The sequence below is a fragment of the Psychrobacter sp. SWN149 genome (assembly GCF_015864565.1).
Taxonomy (GTDB): domain Bacteria; phylum Pseudomonadota; class Gammaproteobacteria; order Pseudomonadales; family Moraxellaceae; genus Psychrobacter.
The window spans coordinates 310,676-332,064 of record NZ_JADYWX010000002.1 but is presented as its reverse complement, the minus strand read 5'-3'; the positions used below and the strand labels follow the sequence as shown (position 1 = coordinate 332,064).

General features: G+C 43.6%; 16 protein-coding genes. 8 read left to right on the top strand and 8 right to left on the bottom strand.

The features are described from left to right. The first annotated feature begins 28 nt into the window (after positions 1-28). From I6E86_RS04120 to infA, 4 genes are all read left to right on the top strand, one after another. Positions 29-1,651, top strand: coding sequence for a FimV/HubP family polar landmark protein (locus I6E86_RS04120; protein WP_197175535.1), 1,623 nt, complete (start codon positions 29-31; stop codon positions 1,649-1,651). A 261-nt stretch (positions 1,652-1,912) separates the two neighbouring features. Further along, a complete protein-coding gene (locus I6E86_RS04115) occupies positions 1,913-3,013 on the top strand; it encodes an asparaginase (protein ID WP_197175534.1) in 1,101 nt (366 codons plus the stop codon). A 42-nt stretch (positions 3,014-3,055) separates the two neighbouring features. Further along, positions 3,056-3,895 carry a tRNA pseudouridine(38-40) synthase TruA gene (truA, locus tag I6E86_RS04110; protein ID WP_197175533.1) on the top strand — a complete coding sequence of 280 codons (840 nt, stop codon included), beginning with the start codon at positions 3,056-3,058 and terminating at the stop codon, positions 3,893-3,895. 121 nt (positions 3,896-4,016) lie between these two features. Continuing rightward, positions 4,017-4,238 carry a translation initiation factor IF-1 gene (infA, locus tag I6E86_RS04105; RefSeq protein ID WP_021814850.1) on the top strand — a complete coding sequence of 74 codons (222 nt, stop codon included), beginning with the start codon at positions 4,017-4,019 and terminating at the stop codon, positions 4,236-4,238. Positions 4,239-4,509: 271 nt separating this feature from the next. Here the strand turns inward: infA and I6E86_RS04100 are convergent, their stop codons facing one another. The 5 genes from I6E86_RS04100 to leuC all read right to left on the bottom strand — a co-directional run bounded on the left by I6E86_RS04100 (position 4,510) and on the right by leuC (position 10,343). Beyond that, entirely contained in the window at positions 4,510-5,667 is a 1,158-nt protein-coding gene (locus I6E86_RS04100; protein ID WP_197175532.1) for a L,D-transpeptidase family protein, read from the bottom strand. Positions 5,668-6,127: 460 nt separating this feature from the next. Continuing rightward, positions 6,128-7,231 (bottom strand): 3-isopropylmalate dehydrogenase, encoded by a 1,104-nt coding sequence (gene leuB / locus I6E86_RS04095; protein WP_197175531.1) that lies wholly within the window; start codon positions 7,229-7,231, stop codon positions 6,128-6,130. A gap of 45 nt (positions 7,232-7,276) precedes the next feature. Then, positions 7,277-8,005, bottom strand: coding sequence for a hypothetical protein (locus tag I6E86_RS04090; protein WP_197175530.1), 729 nt, complete (start codon positions 8,003-8,005; stop codon positions 7,277-7,279). A gap of 133 nt (positions 8,006-8,138) precedes the next feature. Continuing rightward, a complete protein-coding gene (gene leuD / locus I6E86_RS04085; RefSeq protein ID WP_197175529.1) occupies positions 8,139-8,789 on the bottom strand; it encodes a 3-isopropylmalate dehydratase small subunit in 651 nt (216 codons plus the stop codon). 135 nt (positions 8,790-8,924) lie between these two features. After that, a complete protein-coding gene (leuC, locus tag I6E86_RS04080) occupies positions 8,925-10,343 on the bottom strand; it encodes a 3-isopropylmalate dehydratase large subunit (protein ID WP_197175527.1) in 1,419 nt (472 codons plus the stop codon). 345 nt (positions 10,344-10,688) lie between these two features. Between leuC and I6E86_RS04075 the strand changes: the two genes are divergently transcribed. Together I6E86_RS04075 and putP are read left to right on the top strand one after the other, a co-directional pair. Then, complete coding sequence (locus tag I6E86_RS04075) at positions 10,689-11,561, top strand: LysR family transcriptional regulator (RefSeq protein WP_197175525.1); 873 nt, start codon at positions 10,689-10,691, stop codon at positions 11,559-11,561. Positions 11,562-12,021: 460 nt separating this feature from the next. Further along, complete coding sequence (gene putP, locus I6E86_RS04070) at positions 12,022-13,521, top strand: sodium/proline symporter PutP (RefSeq protein WP_197175523.1); 1,500 nt, start codon at positions 12,022-12,024, stop codon at positions 13,519-13,521. 767 nt (positions 13,522-14,288) lie between these two features. Here the strand turns inward: putP and I6E86_RS04065 are convergent. From I6E86_RS04065 to I6E86_RS04055, 3 genes are all read right to left on the bottom strand, one after another. Then, positions 14,289-15,719 carry an outer membrane protein transport protein gene (locus I6E86_RS04065; RefSeq protein WP_197175521.1) on the bottom strand — a complete coding sequence of 477 codons (1,431 nt, stop codon included), beginning with the start codon at positions 15,717-15,719 and terminating at the stop codon, positions 14,289-14,291. Positions 15,720-16,096: 377 nt separating this feature from the next. Then, the gene (locus tag I6E86_RS04060) at positions 16,097-17,596 is read right to left on the bottom strand and encodes an OmpP1/FadL family transporter (RefSeq protein WP_197175513.1); all 1,500 of its coding nucleotides are present in this window, start codon (positions 17,594-17,596) and stop codon (positions 16,097-16,099) included. Positions 17,597-17,810: 214 nt separating this feature from the next. Next, a complete protein-coding gene (locus I6E86_RS04055) occupies positions 17,811-18,068 on the bottom strand; it encodes a SlyX family protein (protein WP_197175505.1) in 258 nt (85 codons plus the stop codon). A 250-nt stretch (positions 18,069-18,318) separates the two neighbouring features. Here I6E86_RS04055 and I6E86_RS04050 point away from each other — a divergent pair, with 250 nt between their 5' ends. Next, positions 18,319-20,256 (top strand): ATP-binding cassette domain-containing protein, encoded by a 1,938-nt coding sequence (locus tag I6E86_RS04050; protein ID WP_194362977.1) that lies wholly within the window; start codon positions 18,319-18,321, stop codon positions 20,254-20,256. Between the two features lie 527 nt (positions 20,257-20,783). After that, positions 20,784-21,368, top strand: a complete 585-nt coding sequence (gene petA, locus I6E86_RS04045; RefSeq protein ID WP_194362976.1) for a ubiquinol-cytochrome c reductase iron-sulfur subunit — start codon at positions 20,784-20,786, stop codon at positions 21,366-21,368. The last annotated feature ends 21 nt before the right edge of the window (positions 21,369-21,389 follow it).

The window sequence follows — 21,389 nt, the reverse complement described above, 5'->3', positions numbered from 1 at the left end:
GGCTGTGATCACAGGTGTGGAGTAACTCATGGACAATATGCTATATATCATCGCTGGGCTAGTACTTATATTGTTAGGGGCTGTTTTGGTATTGCGCAAAAATAAAGCGCAAAAATCTGCCATAAGGCCGCCTGCAAATTCAGCAAGAAATGCTTTTACTGCGACGACAAAAACGGATTATGGCACACCAACGCAAAGCACTGAAACCAATAGGTTTGATCATATTATGATTGCGCAGCGCTTCATGGATCAGCAGCGCTATGATAAAGCAATGGAAACGGTCAATCGCGGTCTAAGTGAAAAACCTAATGACGGGCCATTGTCTCTCAAGCTACTCAGTATATACGCTACGATGGATCAACCAGAGAACTTCAATACTCTTTATGACCGCATAAAAATTCAGCAGGATGCACACACCATTACCCTCGCTGATAAGCTAAAGGCCTCTTATATTGGAGAGTCAGCATCTCCAGTAGCCACCCAGTCTATGTCTACAGTAACAGCGGAGACCAACGATAGTTTTGGCGGTTTAGATTTCGACTTACCTACCAGCCAAGCCAATACGACAAATGTGATAGCTGATGCTCCATTCATTGAGAGTGATTCTGCGATTACTCTCAATGACACCACCAATCCTTTGGCATTTTCAAATGAATTTGATAATATTAATTCTACTGCTGAAAATGTAGACGATAGCTTTGATCTAACACTTAGCGATTTGGAAAATGGGTTTGATACGCCAGCCGCTACGAGCGAGACGCCCGTCACACCGATATCAACGGTAGATGACAACGCTCTCGACACAGTGACTAACGATAGCGCTGACGCTAACGAAGATGGTGATTTCAGTGACTTTGAATTCGATTTTGATTCACCTATTGAAGAAACGACACCTACCACTTCAAACTCAGAGATACAAGACCACGAAGCCTCATTAGAAAATGAGGACTTCGTCTTAGATTTCGATGATTTAGCAGCTGATACGGATAAAGATACTGTCGTCGCAACTGATGCCGTTAACGATATAGACGAAACCTCCATTGCTCATCTCCAAAACGACGAGGATGATTTTGCACTGTCTTTGGACCGTCTCGATACCTCAGATGATTTTGAGACTGCATTCAATAGTGAGCCTTCTGTCATCGAAGCAGATGATGATATGGGTGCCGTTACTCTTGAGGATACTGCTCTTGAAAATGACACGGCTACAGCGTCGACTGCGGCAGTCGATAGTTTCGCTGATTTCAACTTTGAAGAGCAGTTTTTAAATGATGATGTTGATGTCAGTCGTTTAGACACCTCTAATGCCGAATCCAACACGCCCCTAAGGTTCGATGACAACACGTTGATAGACGATGATGGCTTTGATACTGACGATAGTACGGCTCTATCATCAACTGCTGATGCGCCTGTTGAAGACGACACGTATGCTGATGGTATTGAATCAGCAGCAGATTTTTCATCGCGTTTCGCAGCAGACTTTGATTTCGTTAAATCACTTGATAGTAATCAAGTTACTCTAGAGTTGGCTGATCAGTACCTACAATTGGGCGAGTACGATAGCGCCAAACGGTTGCTGAATGAGGTGATGACTCAAGGCAATAATGAGCAAAAGAGCAAAGCTAAAATGTTACTTGGACGCACTGCATAATCGCTTTACTAAGCATGGTCGTTTTAAAATGCGTAACCGATTCAATGCTCCGTCAATTCAAGTCAGCATATCAATTCAATATAAACCTCTAGATACTTATCAGCAATTATTCTATACGCTTAGAATAATTGCTGATTTTTTGCATTTGGCACTAATACTGTCTATTATTGATCCCTCTTATCATCGTTCTAAAACTGTTTAACGCATTGCAAGACCATTTAAAGCCACCTCTCATTCGAACTTATTTACTGTGTTGATACTATGCCTTCTTCAGCTCTGACTAAAACATTCTCTGACCCTATCCAACTGATTTATGCGGGTGGCACCTTTGGTAGCTACGGGCGTCCTCTAGCGCCACTATCGGCAGAGGTGTTTTTACCTACCTTAAAAGAGCTCCTTATCGCTCAAGATACAGCAGTAACTCTGCCAAAAATATCTTGGTTAGAGAACACGCTGATTAAAGACAGTAGCCAGCTGACCCCGCATGACTTCGTGCATTTTTATCAATTATTGCTAAATGCCTATTCGCAAGGTGACAGACGTTTTTTACTCATCACTGGTACGGATACATTGAGCTATCTAGGAGCATTTTTGGCAGAGGCGTTTGCAGGTAGCGATATTTGTGTGGTATTGACTGCCAGTATGCGCCCTCTATTAGACAGTGACATGCTGCACTCTTATAATATAGATGCCCATAGTGATGCGTGGAGCAACTTAAGTGACTCATTAAAACTGGCCGCTGCAGGTGAATCGGGTGTCAAGATTAGTTTTGGCGGTGAATCATGGCCTGCCCAAACTGTACAAAAAATTCACAGTCACGACCTGATGGCTTTTACGGGCCATTCTCGAGCAGCCTATCCTGCCAACAGCTATATCAAGCATTTACCTGACACTCGCAGACAACATTGGCTTGATGATCAGCAAGAGGCCATCGCTACAGTCAAAATGCGTGCTGAACATGCCAGTATTCACGCTCTATACTGTCTACCCAATGATGTCTCAGTGATAAATAATCAGCTACTGGCTCTCTTATCAGAGCCACCATGCGGCATTATCCTATTGGGATTTGGTGCTGGCAATGTCCCTTATTCAGAAGCACTAGCAGAAACATTAGAGCTGATTCATAAAAAAGGACACATCGTTATATGCGCCAGTCAGTGTCCATTTGGCGGGGTTAGTGATAGCTATGCGGCAGGCAGTTGGCAGTATGACCATCATGTTATTGCAGGTGGTCGCTTAACCATACCTGCTATTTATGCACGGTTATTATGGCTCCTATTACGTTACGACAGTCCTGCCAGACGCAAACAGCGTTGGATAAACACCGTCAGTAAAACCGGCACAACCATCAAAAAACGCTAAGTCACTCTTAACTATCTCTATTTTTATAAGCTCAAAAACACCATGTCCGAAACTGTCTCTATCGAATCTAAATCTTTACCGACGTATACCTTAGCAATTGCCATTGAGTTTTTGGGTACCCATTATCATGGCTGGCAGCGTCAACGCGAAGTGCTTGGCGTCCAAGAAGCTTTGGAGAAGGCTATTGGAAAAGTGGCCAATGAACCTGTTGAGGTCATCGCAGCAGGCCGTACTGATGCGAGTGTACATGCCAGCAATATGATTGCTCACTTCACCACACACGCCTATCGTCCTGCTAATAACTGGTTACGCGGGGTCAATAGCCTCTTACCTGATGATATTGCTTTGCGCTGGATTCAACCGATGCCAGAGGACTTTCATGCGCGCTTTGGGGCGATTGCTCGTCGTTATCGTTATATCACACTCAATCAACCGCAGCGGCCTGCGATACTCAATCATCAGGTGACCCATATTTACGAGCCTCTTGACCTAGCAGCCATGCAGCAAGCTGCTGCCGATATCGTTGGCACGCATGATTTTAGTAGCTACCGCGCGGCTGCCTGTCAGTCCAATCAGCCAGTGCGTACTATCAGCCATGCTAGGCTTTTTGAACATGGTCAGTTTATTGTGTTTGATATTCAAGCAGATGGGTTTTTGCACCACATGGTACGTAACCTAATGGGCACGCTATACGCGATTGGTAAGCATGAGCTAGAGCCAGCAGATTTTTTAACTATCCTTAATAAAAAAGACAGGACGATTGCGCCGCCTACTGCTTCAGGAGATGGCTTATACTTTATTAATGCTTACTATCCTGAGCGTCTCCAGCGTCTGTTGCCGGATGCACCATTAACACCGGTTTGGTTGAACTTACCTGACTAAATTCATGTAAATTAGCATACATATCACTTACATGCTGTCAAGTGAAAACCGGGTTTCGTATTGCTTTAATCCATTAACTTACGTATAATATCGGCTTATTTTTAATTGATTGATATAAATTATGGCAAAAGACGATATTATCGAATTTGAAGGCGAAGTCATTGACACCCTTCCTAACACTTTGTTCAAAGTTCGTTTAGAAAACGGACACGAAATCATTGCGCACATCTCTGGTAAGATGCGTAAGCATTACATTCGTATCTTGACAGGTGATAAAGTTAAGGTCGAGATGACCCCTTATGATCTATCTAAAGGTCGTATCACTTACCGTGGTAAAAACTAAATCATAGTTAAATCAGAATCATTGCTAACTAAGATGGTTATCAACGTATTTGTAAAAATACAGCCAATAACCGAATAGCTACTTTATCGCTGATAGCTGATATAGACGCTTGGGTGGTTTAACTGATAATAATAATGAAAATGCTAATCTGCTCATTATTGCCTATCAATGTTTTAGTTATTTAGTATTCGCTGTTTGTTTTACAAAAAAATACCGCTAAATATCAGCGGTATTTTTTTGTCTATTGTTTAGAATAGTTAACCGTTATGATTTAGCTAAACTCTACAGTTGCACCATTTTGTATAACCCCTAACAGACTGAGCGCATCCCAATTGGTCAGACGAATACAACCTGCCGATGCTTGACGGCTTATGCGTGCAGGATCTGGTGAACCATGAATGCCATACGTAGGCTTACTGAGTCCAATCCATACCGATCCCACTGGGTTATTGGGTCCTGGTGGAATGATTAACTTGCTACCATCTTCAGCAGTATAGGTATAGTTAGGCTCATACACTTTCACTTTTACCGTATGCGTGCCTGTTGGCGATGGCGTCGCGGTACTACCCACCGTCGTTGGATAGCTAGCAATCAAGTTGTCATTCTCGTCATAAGCATAAAGCGTTTCAGTGTCTTTATCCGCAACCACACGGCTGACAGGCTTGGTATTAGGATTGCCCGGATTATAGACAGTAACCGTCTCACCAACAGCAAACTGAGCATTAGGGTTGAGCGATTTTAGATATTTTTCACTGATGTGAAATTTTTCGGCGAGCGCTTCTGTTAGGCTTTCGTAGTACATCCCTTCTAGCTTGGCCTTTGCTGCTGTCTCAGTAGGTATGGTGGTGGTTTTGACATTGATATCGGCCTCACTTAGCTGATAGCTGATCAAAACTGGCTGCGTCATAAGCTTTTCATTTTTGGTGAGCGCCTGCCATGTTTCGTCGTTTAAGGTCTCAGTCACTGCTAGATCATTTGCTTGTTGAAACGCTTGCATGGCTTTACGGGTATTTTTCCCCCAATAGCCATCGACAGCGCCCACACCATTATGATGCCAATTCAATAACGCTTGCAGCTTTGTACCCGTATTGCGATCTATACTGGCACCCTCTGTCCAGTTTGCTTCATTGACCTTTTTGGCTGTCGTCGATAAATCCTCAGTCGTATATTTTATGGTAGGCAAAAACTTGTTACGTGACACAGTAGTTTTAGTATCGCCTGTGAGTTTTTGGCTCATGCCAGAGCCACTGGTTACTGGACTGACCTCCTCATTGACAGAACTTGCCTCACTATCACTACTTACATCACTATCACTGCCATTATCCATACTCATGCTATCAGTCGTCGCTGCGATACTTTGACCCATAAACACTGCTGTAGATAGACCGATGACAGCCATTGCTTTACTTATTTTCGTTAATTGGTACATGAAACACTCCTCAGTTTTTAATTATTAAGTGATTGGTACAGTTTTTATTATGTAGTTTTAGTTTTTCAATCATGCTTCAATATGCTATTAATCCTTTGCCATTCATTCGGTTATTTATCATTCGCTTGATATTGTCGAAATAACAGGGCTCACTCCATCTTTGTGATAGTCCCTATCAATAAACGACATCTCCAACGATTAACAAATAGCTCATTCGTAAATAACAGATATTGCCATATTCCCTTGTGATCATATAACAGCTTTATGTTAAATAGGCTCTAGTTGTGCAGTCTCTCTGTTAATGCCATGCTGATTGGTAAATTTTATTACAATATTAACCAAAAATACCCATAAATCGCTAAGCAATTTATGGGTATTTAATGTGTGAAATAATTCTATCAAGCACGCTATATTAGCGTAATCATGGCCATCTAGACTTGATTAAGCAGTCAATCGAAGCTTATACCAACTTAGCCAATACTGCTTGACCCATCTCTTTACAGCCTACTGTTTTCAGACCTTCTTCACTAGTATCGAAGATATCAAGCGTACGTAAGCCATCATCAAGTACATCGCTGACTGCTTGCTCGATCGCCTGTGCAGCGGCTTCTTGCTTAAAGGTATAACGCAGCATCATGGCAACAGATAAAATGGTAGCTAATGGATTGGCTTTATCTTGACCTGCGATATCAGGTGCTGAGCCATGACATGGCTCATACATACCTTTGCCATCCTTATCTAGGCTAGCAGAGGGCAGCATACCAATAGAACCTGTCAGCATCGCCGCTTCGTCAGATAAGATATCACCGAACATATTGCCCGTTACCATGACATCGAACTGCTTGGGGTCTTTGATCAATTGCATGCAGGCATTGTCCGCATACATGTGTGACAATGCCACATCGGTATACTCTGCTTGCTGCATCTGGGTCATCGTCTGTTTCCATAGTTCAGTAACTTCCAAGACATTGGCTTTGTCTACCGAGCATACTTTTGGCGCAGTGCCTGCCGCCTCAGCACGCGTCTTTGCCAACTCAAAAGCCACTTTACCAATGCGCTGAATCTCGCTGGTGCTATACACCATCGTGTTATAGCCTTGCAGCTCACCATTCTCTAATGTGCGGATACCGCGTGGTTCGCCAAAATAAATACCACCAGTCAGCTCACGGACGATAAGCAAGTCTAAACCAGATATAATCTCAGGTTTGATGCTTGAGGCGTTTGCGAGCTGCGGATAGAGCTTGGCCACACGTAGGTTAGCAAATAGACCTAACTCACCGCGAATCTTAAGCAGACCACGTTCAGGACGTTTGCTACGCTCAATAGCGTCCCATTTAGGTCCACCAACAGCGCCTAGTAATACGGCATCTGCAGCACGCGCGCGTGCTAGTGTCTCATCAGGCAAAGGCTCACCCGTTGCATCGATAGCCACGCCGCCAATCAATCCAGACTCAAGTGTCAAACCTAGTGCAAACTTCTCATTGACTGCGTTCAGCACATCAATAGCTTGGGTCATAATCTCAGGACCGATACCATCGCCTGCTAATGTTAAAATCGTCGCCATACTAATCCTTTTGGATATATTTTTATTGGTTAATTAATTTTCTTATTACGCTGTGGTTTTCTTAGCTTTAGGGGCTGATGATACTGCTTTGATCATACCCGTCTCCACAAACTCTCCTTGACGTTCTGCATCCATCTGCTTACAGAATCGGCGCTGCACGCTGTTGTCCTGCAACAGCTCAATACACAAGGGCGCAGGCGATGCCGTCTCCAGCAAGCTGCCTGAATTTTGGCTAGATTTTTTTTGATAAGCACGCAACTGATAAGTGCCCGCTTCCACAAAATCATGAATCATCGCAAAACGCTCAACATAGCCCATATTATTTTCTGGATAAAAATTAACATGTACTTCACGCTTTGCAGGCAGCACCCTTGCATAATAGTTGGTCAGCCCTGCCATACCAGATGCAGCCAGTGGCACTATTTTTATGGCACTTTTATTGGTGAGCGGCGTTATGTCCATGCTGAGTTGGGCTTTTGATGGATACTTGACACTTTTATCACGTGGCAAAGTCGCCACCATTTGAGCATGAATTGGCTCATGCTTATCAGGTGCCATAATCAGCGTTTTATCTATTTGCATGATTTCACAGTGATAGGTACCCAGACAGGCAATATTCACCTCGCCAGCAATCGGTTGTATTTTACCTACTACTGCCGCTGCGTTTTCTGCCTCATCTATTTTTTGGTAACCCGTCAGTAACTGACAACCTGACAATAATAAACTTGCAGCGACAATTGTGCTTGTCGCTAGAGCATAACGGTGTTTATTCATAAGGGCAGCTACTCATAAGAAAAAGAAGAATATAATAAGATTATTCTTTATTTTAGCCAGTTCCCCACCATAACTCAACGTTGCTTTACGACTGTTCAGCAGTTTAATGAGCAGTCGCTTATCGCGTGGTTATTTATGCACGCACATCGTTGAATATCCACGGTGTTTTTTGCATCATGTTAAGCTCATAGTCTTTGATAGCATCGCTCTGTTGCAGGGTTAAGCCAATATCATCAAGGCCATTCAATAAGCAATGCTTGCGAAAAGCATCCACTTCAAAAGGATACTCTTCGCCAGTTGTGGTGATGACTACTTGACGCTCAAGATCAGCCGTTAGCTCATAGCCTTCATTAGCAAGCGTGGATTTCATCAATGTGTCAACAATCGCCTCATCCAAGACAATCGGTAGCATGCCGTTTTTGAAGCAGTTGTTATAAAAGATATCTGCAAAGCTTGGGGCGATGACGGTACGAAAACCGTATTCAGACAATGCCCAAGGCGCATGCTCACGGCTAGAACCACAACCAAAGTTTCTACGTGCCAGTAATATGGTCGCACCTTGATAACGCGGCTTATTCAAGACAAAGTCAGGATTAATCACTCGCGTGCTGTTGTCTTGACCAGGATACCCTTCATCCAGATAACGCCAGTCGTCAAACAAGTTCACGCCGAACCCTGTGCGCTTGATCGATTTTAAAAACTGTTTTGCAATAATTTGATCGGTATCGACGTTGGCGCGGTCAAGGGGGCAAACGATACCAGTTTGGGTGTTATAAGCTTGCATAAAATTTCCTATCAATTATGTTCTTTATGATGGTTTATCATCCAAATGAGTCATAGCTAACACCTCGATATTGCTCATCAGCTACTGACAGGTAGCAGAGAACGGCTATCTAGTATCAGCTATCCATCACTGTTTTTAAAACGTGCGCACATCGACGAAGTGCCCTGCCAATGCAGCAGCAGCAGCCATTGCCGGACTTACCAAATGCGTACGACCACCATTACCCTGACGACCTTCAAAATTACGGTTAGAGGTTGAGGCGCAATGCTCTTGTGGCTCAAGCTTGTCAGCATTCATGGCCAGACACATTGAGCAACCTGGCTCACGCCATTCAAAGCCTGCATCAGTGAACAAAGTGTTCAGACCTTCTGCCTCTGCTTGTAGCTTCACTTGACCAGAGCCTGCGACCACGATCGCTTCTTTGATATTGTCAGCGACTTTACGCCCTTTAATAACGGCTGCCGCATCACGTAAGTCTTCGATACGCGAGTTGGTGCACGAACCAATAAAGATACGATCAAGCTGAATATCGGTGATCTTTTGACCTGCCTCTAAACCCATATAAGTATAAGCGCGTAACCAGCCTTCTTCTTGAGCCTCGTCAATGGCTTGATCAGGTGTCGGTACGGACTGCGTGATATCAACGACCATCTCAGGTGATGTGCCCCATGACACTTGCGGTGCTATTTGACTGCCATCAATCTCAACCACAGTATCAAATACCGCGTCATCATCTGAATACAGCGTACGCCAGTACGCTTCCGCTTGTGCCCATTGTGATTCTGTTGGTGCATAAGGGCGACCTTTTACATAGTCGATCGTTGTGCTATCGACAGCCACCATACCCACACGAGCGCCCGCTTCAATCGCCATGTTGCAGACGGTCATGCGACCTTCCATACTCATATCTTCAAACACTTGTCCTGCAAACTCAATGGCATGACCTGTGCCACCTGCCGTACCGATCTTGGCTATAATGGCCAGCACCACGTCTTTTGATGTCACGCCAGCACCTAGCTGACCGGTGACACGGATTTGCATATTTTTTGATTTCTTTTGAATCAAGCACTGGGTTGCCAATACATGCTCGACTTCTGAGGTGCCGATACCATGTGCTAGGCAACCAAGCGCGCCATGAGTCGCCGTATGTGAATCACCACATACTACCGTCATGCCAGGTAATACCAAGCCTTGCTCAGGGCCAACGACATGCAAAATACCTTGGCGTGCGTCATTGATCGTAAATTCAGCGATATCAAATTTGGTGCAGTTCTCATCCAAAGTGACAACTTGTAGACGTGATACCTTGTCCTTGATACCAGGCACACCTTCTAGGCGCTCTTTGGTAACCGTTGGCACATTATGATCGGGGCTTGCGATATTGGCAGATAAGCGCCACGGTGCTCTATTGGCCAGCTCCAATCCTTCAAATGCTTGCGGGCTCGTCACTTCATGCAACAGATGGCGGTCGATGTAAATCAGGCTTGAACCATCGTCACGCTTGGTGACTTCGTGAGCGTTCCAAAGTTTGTCATATAACGTTTGACCAGCCATGTTGCTATCCTTTATTAGTTGCTAATTGCGTTGTTCTCAGCTTGCTTATATAGCTTTATGTGCTTCTATAATTTTCAGCTAGCGATTTTTAGATGAGATATTTTTGATACTTATTACTGTCTATTTTACAGCCATGCCACTCTTAGCGCTTGTTTTATGCGGTATATCATCAAATACCTATAATAAATATGTCACAATACGTCTTGATGTCTTGTGATTATAGCAGGCTAATCCTATAATAATAATTGATGATTTTTAGCCAGACGCAAACTTTTATTTCTAATACATTGTGATTGGGTCAGCCAACTTTTATTTATAGCTCATAAAGCAGCTAAGGACATTCGTTTGAATACCACAAACTTAACCACATTCGTCACCGTCATGCACACCGGCAGTATCTCAGGGGCGGCAGAAAAACTGTTTATCACGCAGCCTGCTGTCAGTAAACGCATCAAAAACCTTGAAGATGAATTCAATATTACGCTGTTTGATACCGTCGGACGCGGCATTGTACCGACCCAAGCGGCCAGCGAGATGCTACCACATGCCAAGCGCTGGTTAGAAGACTACGAAAATTTTAAGATAAATCTGCAACACTCTCAGCATATCGTGTCAGGTAAGTTAGTCATTGGCACAAGCCATCATATTGGTTTGCATCATCTAGCACCTGTACTCAAGCACTTCATTCAAGCCTATCCTGCTGTACAGCTAGAAGTGCATTTTGTTGATTCAGAAAAAGCGCACAAAGCCGTATTGGATGGCGATTTGTCACTGGCATTTGTGACGCTGCCGCCTGTCTATGATAAGCGCTTGACCTACCATACCCTATGGTCAGATCCGCTCTACTTTATGACAGGCACCTTATCCGCACTTGCTAGCAAATCCAATGTGACATTGGAGCAATTGGCACGCTATCCTGCTATTTTACCGTCTGCCAATACTTTTACCAGTCAAATTACTTTGGCAGAATTTGCCAAGCATAACCTCAAACCCTATGCCACGATGAGCACCAACCCACTTGAATCGATTCGTATGCTAGTGTCTGTCGGTCTTGGTTGGTCGGTACTACCTCAAACGATGGTCAGTCAAGATTTAGAACGTATTGACATGGCAGACAATATCGAGCTTCAGCGTTATCTTGGGGTGGTCATCAATCCAAAACTGACTCAGTCTAGCAGTGTGACTGCTCTATTAGATTTGCTTGCTCCTATTGAATAAAAACCACCTAATATAACGATATAAATTTAGCCTGTTCGCATTTATATCTATCATGCGTTATAATACGCTTGACGTTGTTTTTATAACAAAAATTTACTACAAGGACACTGATAGTCATATATTGAATCTTTTCAGTAAGATATGATGGTTAACAGTAAGTTTTATAGTCTTATATGATTGGTTACATAGGTTGCTAATACTCATATATAAATAGTAGATGCGAGCAATAAAAACAGAAAAGCGAAATGCGCGTTTTCCATTGTTCTCTATCTCTATATGAGTGCTAGCCATAGAATAGCACCGATCATATATCACTAAAAGCACGTACTGAAAGAAGCCATTATGTCCTAATTAATGGCTTTTTTTGTCTTTGATTTTTGTTTCAGACCTTGTCTTGTAAATATAAAATTTGATAGTTAAAAATAATTACAGCCAACAATGTTGGTTAAGGACAATTTTTATGAACGGAGTTTCAGGTGGTGTGCTTATATCGTTAGGCGCTTATTTCTTAGTCATGCTGGGTATTGGTGTTTATGCTTATTTTAAGCAGTCCAATGATACTGAGGGCTATATGCTGGGTGGTCGTAATTTAGGACCAGCAGTTACTGCATTGTCAGCAGGTGCATCAGATATGTCAGGTTGGCTATTACTTGGTCTACCTGGTTATATGTTTGCCGATGGTGTCGTCAGTATTTGGATTGCGCTTGGTTTAACGCTAGGTGCGTTATTAAACTATATCATCGTGGCACCGCGTCTTCGTGTTTATACCGAAGTGGCTGATAATGCCATCACCCTGCCCGATTATTTCGCCAACCGCTTTGAAGACAAGTCGCACATGCTACGTGTCATCTCAGCAGTGGTTATCATTCTATTCTTTACCGTTTATACTGCTGCCAGTCTAGTTGGTGGTGGTAAACTGTTTGAAAGCTCGCTTAACTTATCTTATGGCACAGGCCTTTGGGTCACTGCAGGCGTGGTCGTTGCATACACTCTATTTGGCGGATTCTTAGCCGTATCTATGACCGATTTCGTACAGGGTGTTATCATGCTTTTTGCGATGGTAATCGTGCCTGTCGTTGCCTTTACTGATCTTGGTGGTATTTCAGCCACTACGGAAGCCGTTAGAAATATTGATCCGAGTTTGCTAGATATTACTAGTGGTATGACTGTTATTGGTATTATTTCGCTAATGGCATGGGGTTTGGGCTATTTTGGTCAGCCACATATTATCGTTCGCTTTATGGCGATCCGTTCAGTTAAAGACGTACCTACTGCACGTAACATCGGTATGAGCTGGATGGTTGTCAGTCTTGTTGGTTCGTTGATGACTGGTTTTGCTGGTCGTGCCTATGTACAAAAAACAGCCATGACACTAGATGACCCTGAAACCATCTTTTTGGTATTCACTCAATTCTTGTTCCATCCACTAGTGTCAGGTTTCTTGTTGGCAGCCATTTTAGCAGCCATCATGAGTACGATCTCTTCACAGCTACTCGTTGTGTCAAGCTCACTGACCAAGGATGTCTATAAACTATTCTTTGATAAAGATGCGCCAGAAGCTCGTCAGGTATTGGTTGGCCGTATTTCTGTAGTAGCGGTAGCTCTCGTATCTATCATGCTTGCTTCTAATCCAGAAAGCTCAGTATTGAACTTGGTTTCTAATGCTTGGGCAGGTTTTGGTGCTGCATTTGGTCCATTGGTTATCTTCAGTCTGACATGGCGCGGTATGAACCGTAACGGCGCTGTCGCTGGTATGGTCATTGGTGCATTGACAGTCATTCTATGGATCTATGGTCCTTTCCAAATGAACGGTATGGCATTAAATAGCTGGTTATATGCTATCGTTCCAGGCTTTGTACTCAGTACTATTGCAATCTTTGCCGTTAGTATCATGACTGGTGGTCCGAAACCTTCAGTATCTGCTAAGTACAAAGAAATGGAATTAAATCTAAACAAATAAGTTTATCGTATTGCTATATAAAACCTCGCCAATAATGGCGAGGTTTTTTTATGGCTCATTGCAGTGATAGCAAACATGACCAACCATCAATGCTCCATCACTCCATCCTCTATAAAAGAGTGACAGCGTAAACCTCGCTTGAAGAATCACTTACACATCTACACTCGGTTTCCCTGTATCCAAATACTCTTGAACTCACTATATATCCTAATACACCAAAAAGAATATCTACAGCGTCAATGTCACTCTCAGTGGCTGTACAACGATATGATAATAGTGGTGTTCAAAGCGCTCTGTCAGCTGATTATGTCAGCCTTTGAGACATGTCATTATTTAGATTACAAGGCTTCAGAAGAAGAAAATGACTACTAAACTGGTAGGGACTCGTCGCAGATAGGCGCGTATTGATAAAGCTTCTGACGAAGTTTGGCACAGCTTTGGCCGTTTTTAAGCCATTTAAAATGTGATACTTAGACTGAAGACATGCCCACCCAGTACTTGGTTAACGTTTTTCAAGGTATAGACTCAATCGTAATTGAAGTGCTTTGTGCCAAACTAAGGGCGCTAGACATAAAGCGGCTTCACCAATAACCCTATGCGACTGGTATCAATGGTAACTGCTTGTGAGCCAGCTCAGAGACTAAGAAAAATTCATCCTACGCTCATGATGTTGGCCTTGACGACCTCGATGATGTAACAATGTCATAGCCATAAAAAAGCGACCTATGATAGGTCGCTCCTTGTTAGGTTGCTATTATAAAGTCAAATTATCTCGCTTGATAAGATAGCTTCACACCAGCGATAAAGCCGTCATTGTCTTCAAAATCAGCAACGATTTTGTCTGTTGGTAGAGCACCTTGAGCATCACCGAACCACAAGTATTTACCACCGGCAGACACTGCCCAGTTCTCAGTCACGTTGTATTTAGCACCTAGACCGACACTATAGTAGCCTTCGACTGGACCTAGTGAGGTCGTTGGATTACCAGCGCCACTGTCCCAACCAACCGTACCACTAATAGCAAGTGCTGGTGCAACACGTTTCGCTAAGCCTAGCTCTACCATCCATTGGTCATCATCATACTCGACCAAGTTAAGTCCGCCATCTGCGTATAAAGGATTAAGTTTACTAGTAGCATTATACAGTGGCGGCGTGATGACAAAATCACTCCATGGTACCCAGCGTACTTTTGCCGTGGCTAACGTCGTTGGATTAATACCAGTTTGGAAATCAAAGTTGACTGATTTAGGCGTACTAATTTCGTACTTGCTGTTTCTATTCGCTGCTGCCGCTGCTTGCTCTGGTGTAGCCCCTGCTGCTGCAGCTCTAATAGCTACTAGCGGATAATATTCAGAGATTTGTGTGTCATGATCAATCTCAGAACGATAAGTCAACGCTGCTTTTAACGCAATCTCAGGCTTGTAATAGGCAACACCTGCGATATAACCATAATCCATATCAGGGTTACTGGTTGAGGTATAACCGGTAGCAGGACCATACGCTAGGCCGCGTAACTTAGTATCCGCTTGAATACGCTGCGCTACTGGACCACCATAGATCTGGAAGTTTTTGTTGGCGCCGAACTTCATACCAAGAATACCCGTTAGGCTTTGGCTACGAACCTCTACATTGGTTTCTTCACCTGCGGTACTGGCTTCGGCTTGCGCTACTGCTACTGCCCCACGCAACCCATCTAATTGAGCTTGCTGTGCTGTGGTTAACACACCAGCTGTTTCTCCTGCAGCCAGTGCACCAATTCCAGCCTGTGCTGCTGCTAGGCTCGGAGCGGCGCCGTTAGTAATAGAAGAAATGGAAGCGTCAAGATCTCCTTCCGATACAAAGTTGCTTTGAGTGTATCCAGCAGCAGCACCAAAAGGTTCGTCGTATAAGATACCAATACTAAACGTGTCATTGATATCTGCTTTTACGCCATAACGGAAAAAGTCATAAGATTCAGCGATATCACCAGTAGAGTCTCCCTTAACATAGGTATTACTAGAAGGGTTACCGTTAGCGCTATCGTAGCCACTTACATCGGCATCGATATACGTATAGACAGCTTCTGCGTAGGTACCGTCTTGGAAGAAAGCAGTGACATCTTGGCCTGAGCGATCCAGACCAGCAGCGCTAGCCACGCTAGCAACAGAAAGAGTAGCGATCGCTACTGCAAGGGTTTTCAAATGAAAGGTAGTGCGCATTTTGTATCTCCAACGGTCCTTGTTGTATTATTACTTCAATATCCAATAGTTAGCGTTACTCTGCTTAACATTTGAATTATCAAAGTCGTGTCCTAAGTTGAATACTAATGCCTTTTTGACACTAAAACAACAATTAAAGTGCTTTATTTCCCAAATATGACTGAACAGTACAAATAAGATATTAGACGTTCATTAATAGTAATATTTGAAAATCATGTGTTATATCTTAACAAACAAATGTAATCTTTGGACAAAATGGCACGCTAACTCACACACACTTAAATATCATTTTGCAAACATCAGATCACAAAAAAGCGACCCATAAAGGATCGCTTTTTTCTTTATTAAATAACAAACATCATATAGCTAATTATAGTTTACTGAGCTTGGTAAGAAACCTTTACACCAACAACATAACCATCATTGCTTTCGAAGTCACTAACAATCGTTTTCGTTGGGATTTGACCTTCAGCATCACCGAACCATAGGTACTTACCACCAGCTGAGATTGCCCAGTTTTCAGTAATGTTATATTTGGCACCAAGACCTGCACTGTAATAGCCTTCGATAGGACCTAAAGAGGTAACTGGATTGCCTGCGCCACTATCCCAACCAACGTTACCACTGACCGCTAACGCAGGCGTCAGACGTTTCGCAAGACCTAGTTCAACTACCCATTGGTCATCGTCGTAGCTGACCAATGACAATCCTTTATCATCAAGAGTGGCTCGCTTACTCACTTCGTTATAGAGCGGCGGTACAATTGAGAAATCACTCCATGGCACCCAGCGTACTTTTGCAGTCGCTAGCGTGGTTGGATTGATACCTGTTTGGAAGTCAAAGTTAACTGACTCAGGTGTGGTGATATCTATTGTGCCACCTTGAGTTGCATCTCCGCCTAAAGCAGCAACCACTGGATAGTTTTCGTCGATATTCATACTGTGATCAATTTCTGAACGATATGTCAACGCAACTTTCAATGCAATTTCAGGTTTGCTATAAGAGATACCCGCTAGATAACCATAATCTTGATCTGTGCTAAGATGAGCGGTATAACCAGTCGCAGCACCATAAGCACTACCGCGTAGCTTAATATCAGCTTTCACACGCTGAACAACAGGACCACCATAGACTTGGAACTCTTTATTTGTACCAAACTTGGCGCCCAAAATACCCGTTAAGCTCTCTGTACGAACCTCAACATTGGTGCTTTCGTCATTAGAAAGACGTTCATCTGCAAAGCCTTCTAACCGCTCAAGTTGATTCAACTGCGCTTGACCTGCAGCTAACTGCGTCTCACCAGCAGCAATACCCGCTAAACCAGCTTCGATCTGCGGACGAAGCACTGATTCAAGCGCTGGGTTTTGGCTAACAGCTGCTTGAGCTTGTCCAACCTGTGCTCTCGCTGCATCTAAACGGTTTTCAGCAGCACTTAGTTGGGTTTGAGTTCCTTCAACCAAAGCTTTCAACCCTTGAATATCAGTAACACCTGTGCCAGTTAAACTTGAAGCAATAATATTATTGACTGCATCAGTTGGCGCACCTACAAAATTGTTGGTGCCAGTATAGTCAGCTGCTGCACCAAACGGTTCATCATATAAGATACCAACACTAAAAGTATCATTAACGTCTGCTTTTACGCCATAGCGAAAGAAGTCATATGATTCTGCAATGTCGCCTATCTTATTACCTGACGTATCTTTACCTGTGACGTCGGCATCAATATAAGTATAGACCGCTTCAGCGTAAGTGCCGTCTTGTAAAAATGCGGTGACATCTTGGCCTGAACGATCAAGACCGGCAGCGTTAGCCATGCTAGCAACAGAAAGCGCTGCAACAGCAACTGTAAGAGTTTTTAAGTGAAAGGTGGCCCGCATTGTATATCTCCAAACATCCGCATTGTTTTACTGCTCGACACTATTTTTAGTAATGAGCAGCATCCTAGGTGGGAGATATTAAAGATTTTTTAACATGAAAACAACTATAAAAATACATTATATCTGCCTTATGACTAGACAGTATCTTTATGTTTAAATATGAATATATTACTGCGTATTAGCTAGCCCATCACTGGATAGATTTTTCTATTTTTCAGTAATGAGGTGGTCTGTCTGCCATGACATCAAATGGCGCGATACCACTGTCTGTGTCTTGATTTTCAACTTGCTTGTATATCAGCTGTAGTTGACGCTGTAGTGTTTGCAGATCTCTATCCTGACGTGCAATCACCTCATCAAGACGCTCTACTGTCATCTCAAGATGCGAGAAGTTAGTTTGTAAGTCAATAAGCTGTGCTTGCAAATCAACTTGGCTCGTAGCAGTCTCGTTTATATCGCTGGATTGGTTCATATTCTTCTCTTAATTATAATAGGTAGACAATAAGCATACGCGCTCATGAGAGCGATGAAAGTCGAATGGTCAGTGCGAGACAGTCGCTAAAAAATTGTGATAATAATTAGACAGTAGTCGCAAATGATAAAAGCGATAAATAGTACTGATAAAACCATTTACTCGCACTACAGTCTCGTGGTGGCATGTTATACTGCTGGCAATTTTGCAACAACCCTTACCTCACTATTATATAAGCTTAAGATACTCTATGGCACTGATACATTTAAAAGATATCCACCTAGCCTTTGGCGTGGCTCCTGTTCTTGATGGCATTGATTTTGCGATTGAAGCTGGCGAACGCGTTTGTCTGATTGGCCGTAATGGCGAAGGCAAATCAACCTTGTTTAAACTGATTAACGGCACCTTACAGCCTGATAGTGGCGAAGTCATTATTAATAGTAGCGTAAGTGTTGCGATGCTAGAGCAAGACGTTCCTGAGACAAGTGGACGTATCCTAGACATCGTCATGGGTGGTAGCCGCCGCACCGCTGATCTGCTAATCAATTATAACGCCCAAACAGATTTATGCGCCAATGGCGACATGGATGCGTGTGAGCGTATGGCTGATTTGCAGCATGATATCGATGCCGTACATGGTTGGGACTTAGAGCGCGAAGCCACCCGTCTGATCAAAACCATGGGGCTTAATCCAGACGATGATTTGTCTTCACTATCTGGTGGTCGTAAGCGCCGTGTACTACTAGCGCGCTCATTGGTGACCAAACCTGATGTACTACTACTCGATGAACCAACCAACCATTTGGACGTTGATAGTATTGAGTGGCTAGAGCGCTTCTTATTAGATTGGCAAGGTCTGACCCTACTATTTGTCACGCATGATAGAGCATTCGTAAATAAGCTCTCGACGCGCATCATTGAGCTGGATCGTGGTCAATTGACCAGCTATGACGTGACTCAAGGCGAAGGCGGCTATGCACGCTATCAAGAGCTCAAAGAGCTACAGTTACTGGCTGAAGAGAAAAACAACGCCAACTTTGATAAAAAACTGGCTCAAGAAGAAGTATGGATTCGCCAAGGTATCAAAGCCCGTCGTACCCGTAACGAAGGCCGTGTGCGTGAGCTAAAAGCACTGCGTGAAGAGCGTAGTGACCGCCGTGAGCAAGTCGGTAATGTCAATATCACCATGGGTCAAGGCGAGAAAAGCGGTAAGCTTGTCTGTAAAGTCAAAAACTTACATCTTGAGTATGATGGCAACGTATTGGTCGATAACTTTACGACCACTATCATGCGCGGCGATAAAATCGGTATTGTCGGACCCAACGGTGCGGGTAAAACCACTCTTATTAAAGCCCTACTCGATATGTCTGATGACGAAGTCACCAAGTCTGGTAACGTCGAATTAGGGACTAACCTAAAAATTGCTTTCTTCGACCAACTACGTGATCAATTAGATCTTGAAGCGAGCGTGGCGCAAAACGTCTCAGAAGGCTCAGACTTTGTAGAAGTGGGTGGTCGTAAGACACACATCATGAGCTACTTGCAAGATTTCTTATTTGCCCCAGAGCGTGCGCGCACCCCAGTCAAAGCATTATCAGGTGGTGAGCGTAACCGCGTCCTACTTGCCAAGCAGCTATTGAAGCCTGCCAACATCCTCGTACTCGATGAGCCAACCAACGATTTGGACATGGCGACACTTGAGCTATTAGAAGAATCAGTCGCCAGCTTTGGTGGTACGATTTTGCTCATCAGTCATGATCGCTCATTTATGGACAATGTCGTCACCTCAACATGGGTGTTCGGCGAAGATGAAGATGGTAAAGGCACCGTTAGCGAATACGTTGGGGGTTATCAAGAGTATCTGGTACAAAAAACCCGTGAGGAAGCTGCACATGCTGCTAGAGCACCAGCCAATAATGCAGCAAGTAAAGTAGCCAGTAAACCAACTGCCGCAAAGCCTAGCAAAGCTGCCAAAAAGCTTAACTTCAATGAGCAGCGCGAACTGGACAATTTGCCAAAAGAAATCGCTGCACTAGAAGCAGAACAAGCTCAACTACAAGAGAAACTGGCTGATGGCTCATGGTTCACGACTGACATCACTGCAGCCACTGCCGCGAGCGAACGTCTGCTAACGATTGAAGATGAAATGATGACTAAGCTTGAACGTTGGAGCGTTTTAGAAGGCTAACATTATATTAGCGATTCGCGAGCTAAGTTTATTGAGAGTGGCATACGCATTTTGACGTATGCATCTCAATAATCAAGTGCCTGATAGCCAGATAAAAAAGCTAGCACTTATTATGAAAATATCACCACTTTATTGTATAAAGTGGTGATATTTGTTTTACAGCTGCTTACATAGTGATTAGATAGTGAAAGTTAGTGAACATTACCTTAATTTCAAGTATCATTCGCTATTGCTAAAAACCCTTATTAATTTTAAGGTCATCACGCTTACAATCCTTGTTAAAACAAAACTGCCGTTAAACACTGATAATCTAGCCCTTGTGGCTTGATTGCCCTATTCAACCTTATAATATGTCCTATCAAGGTTGCTTTATTTTTAACGCAATAATTTATTTTATCACCGAAATAGCTTAGAATAGCAACAATTAGCAAAATTAGGCACAGCCAAAGTGGCTTGATATTGTATATTTTCTAAGCCACAAACCCAGTGTGGGATAATCCCATTTCATTCACCTGGAGGAAGTATTAATGAGCCAAGCCGAAGGCGTTAATGTACAACGCCGTAGAGTTCTTATTGCCTCAACTGCCGCAATCGGGGCAGCTGGTGTAGCTGCCGTGGCGACACCTTTTGTCCGTTCTTGGTACCCAAGCGCTAAAGCTGAGGCTGCAGGGGCTGCAGTAACCCAAGATATTGGTTCTATCGAAGATGGACAAATGATCGTTGTCAAATACCGTGGCAAACCTATTTATGTCGTCAAACGCACAGAAGACATGGTTGCAGGACTTGAGTCAGTCAAACCTTTACTGTCTGATCCTGAGTCGGATGCATCTCTACAGCCTGAATATTGCAAAAATCCTACGCGCTCTTTAGATCCTACCGTATTGGTAGTTGAAGGCGTTTGTACGCATTTGGGCTGTGCACCAAACTACCGTCCTGATGTGGGCGCGGTTGATTTGGGTGGTAACGACTGGTACGGCGGATTTTTCTGCCCGTGTCATGGGTCAAAATATGACCTAGCAGGTCGCGTCTATAGCGGCGTCCCTGCACCACTTAACTTACCCGTCCCAGACTATGGTATGGATGGTACCATCTTGACCGTTGGGGAGGCTTAATATGAGTATTGGCAAAAAGTT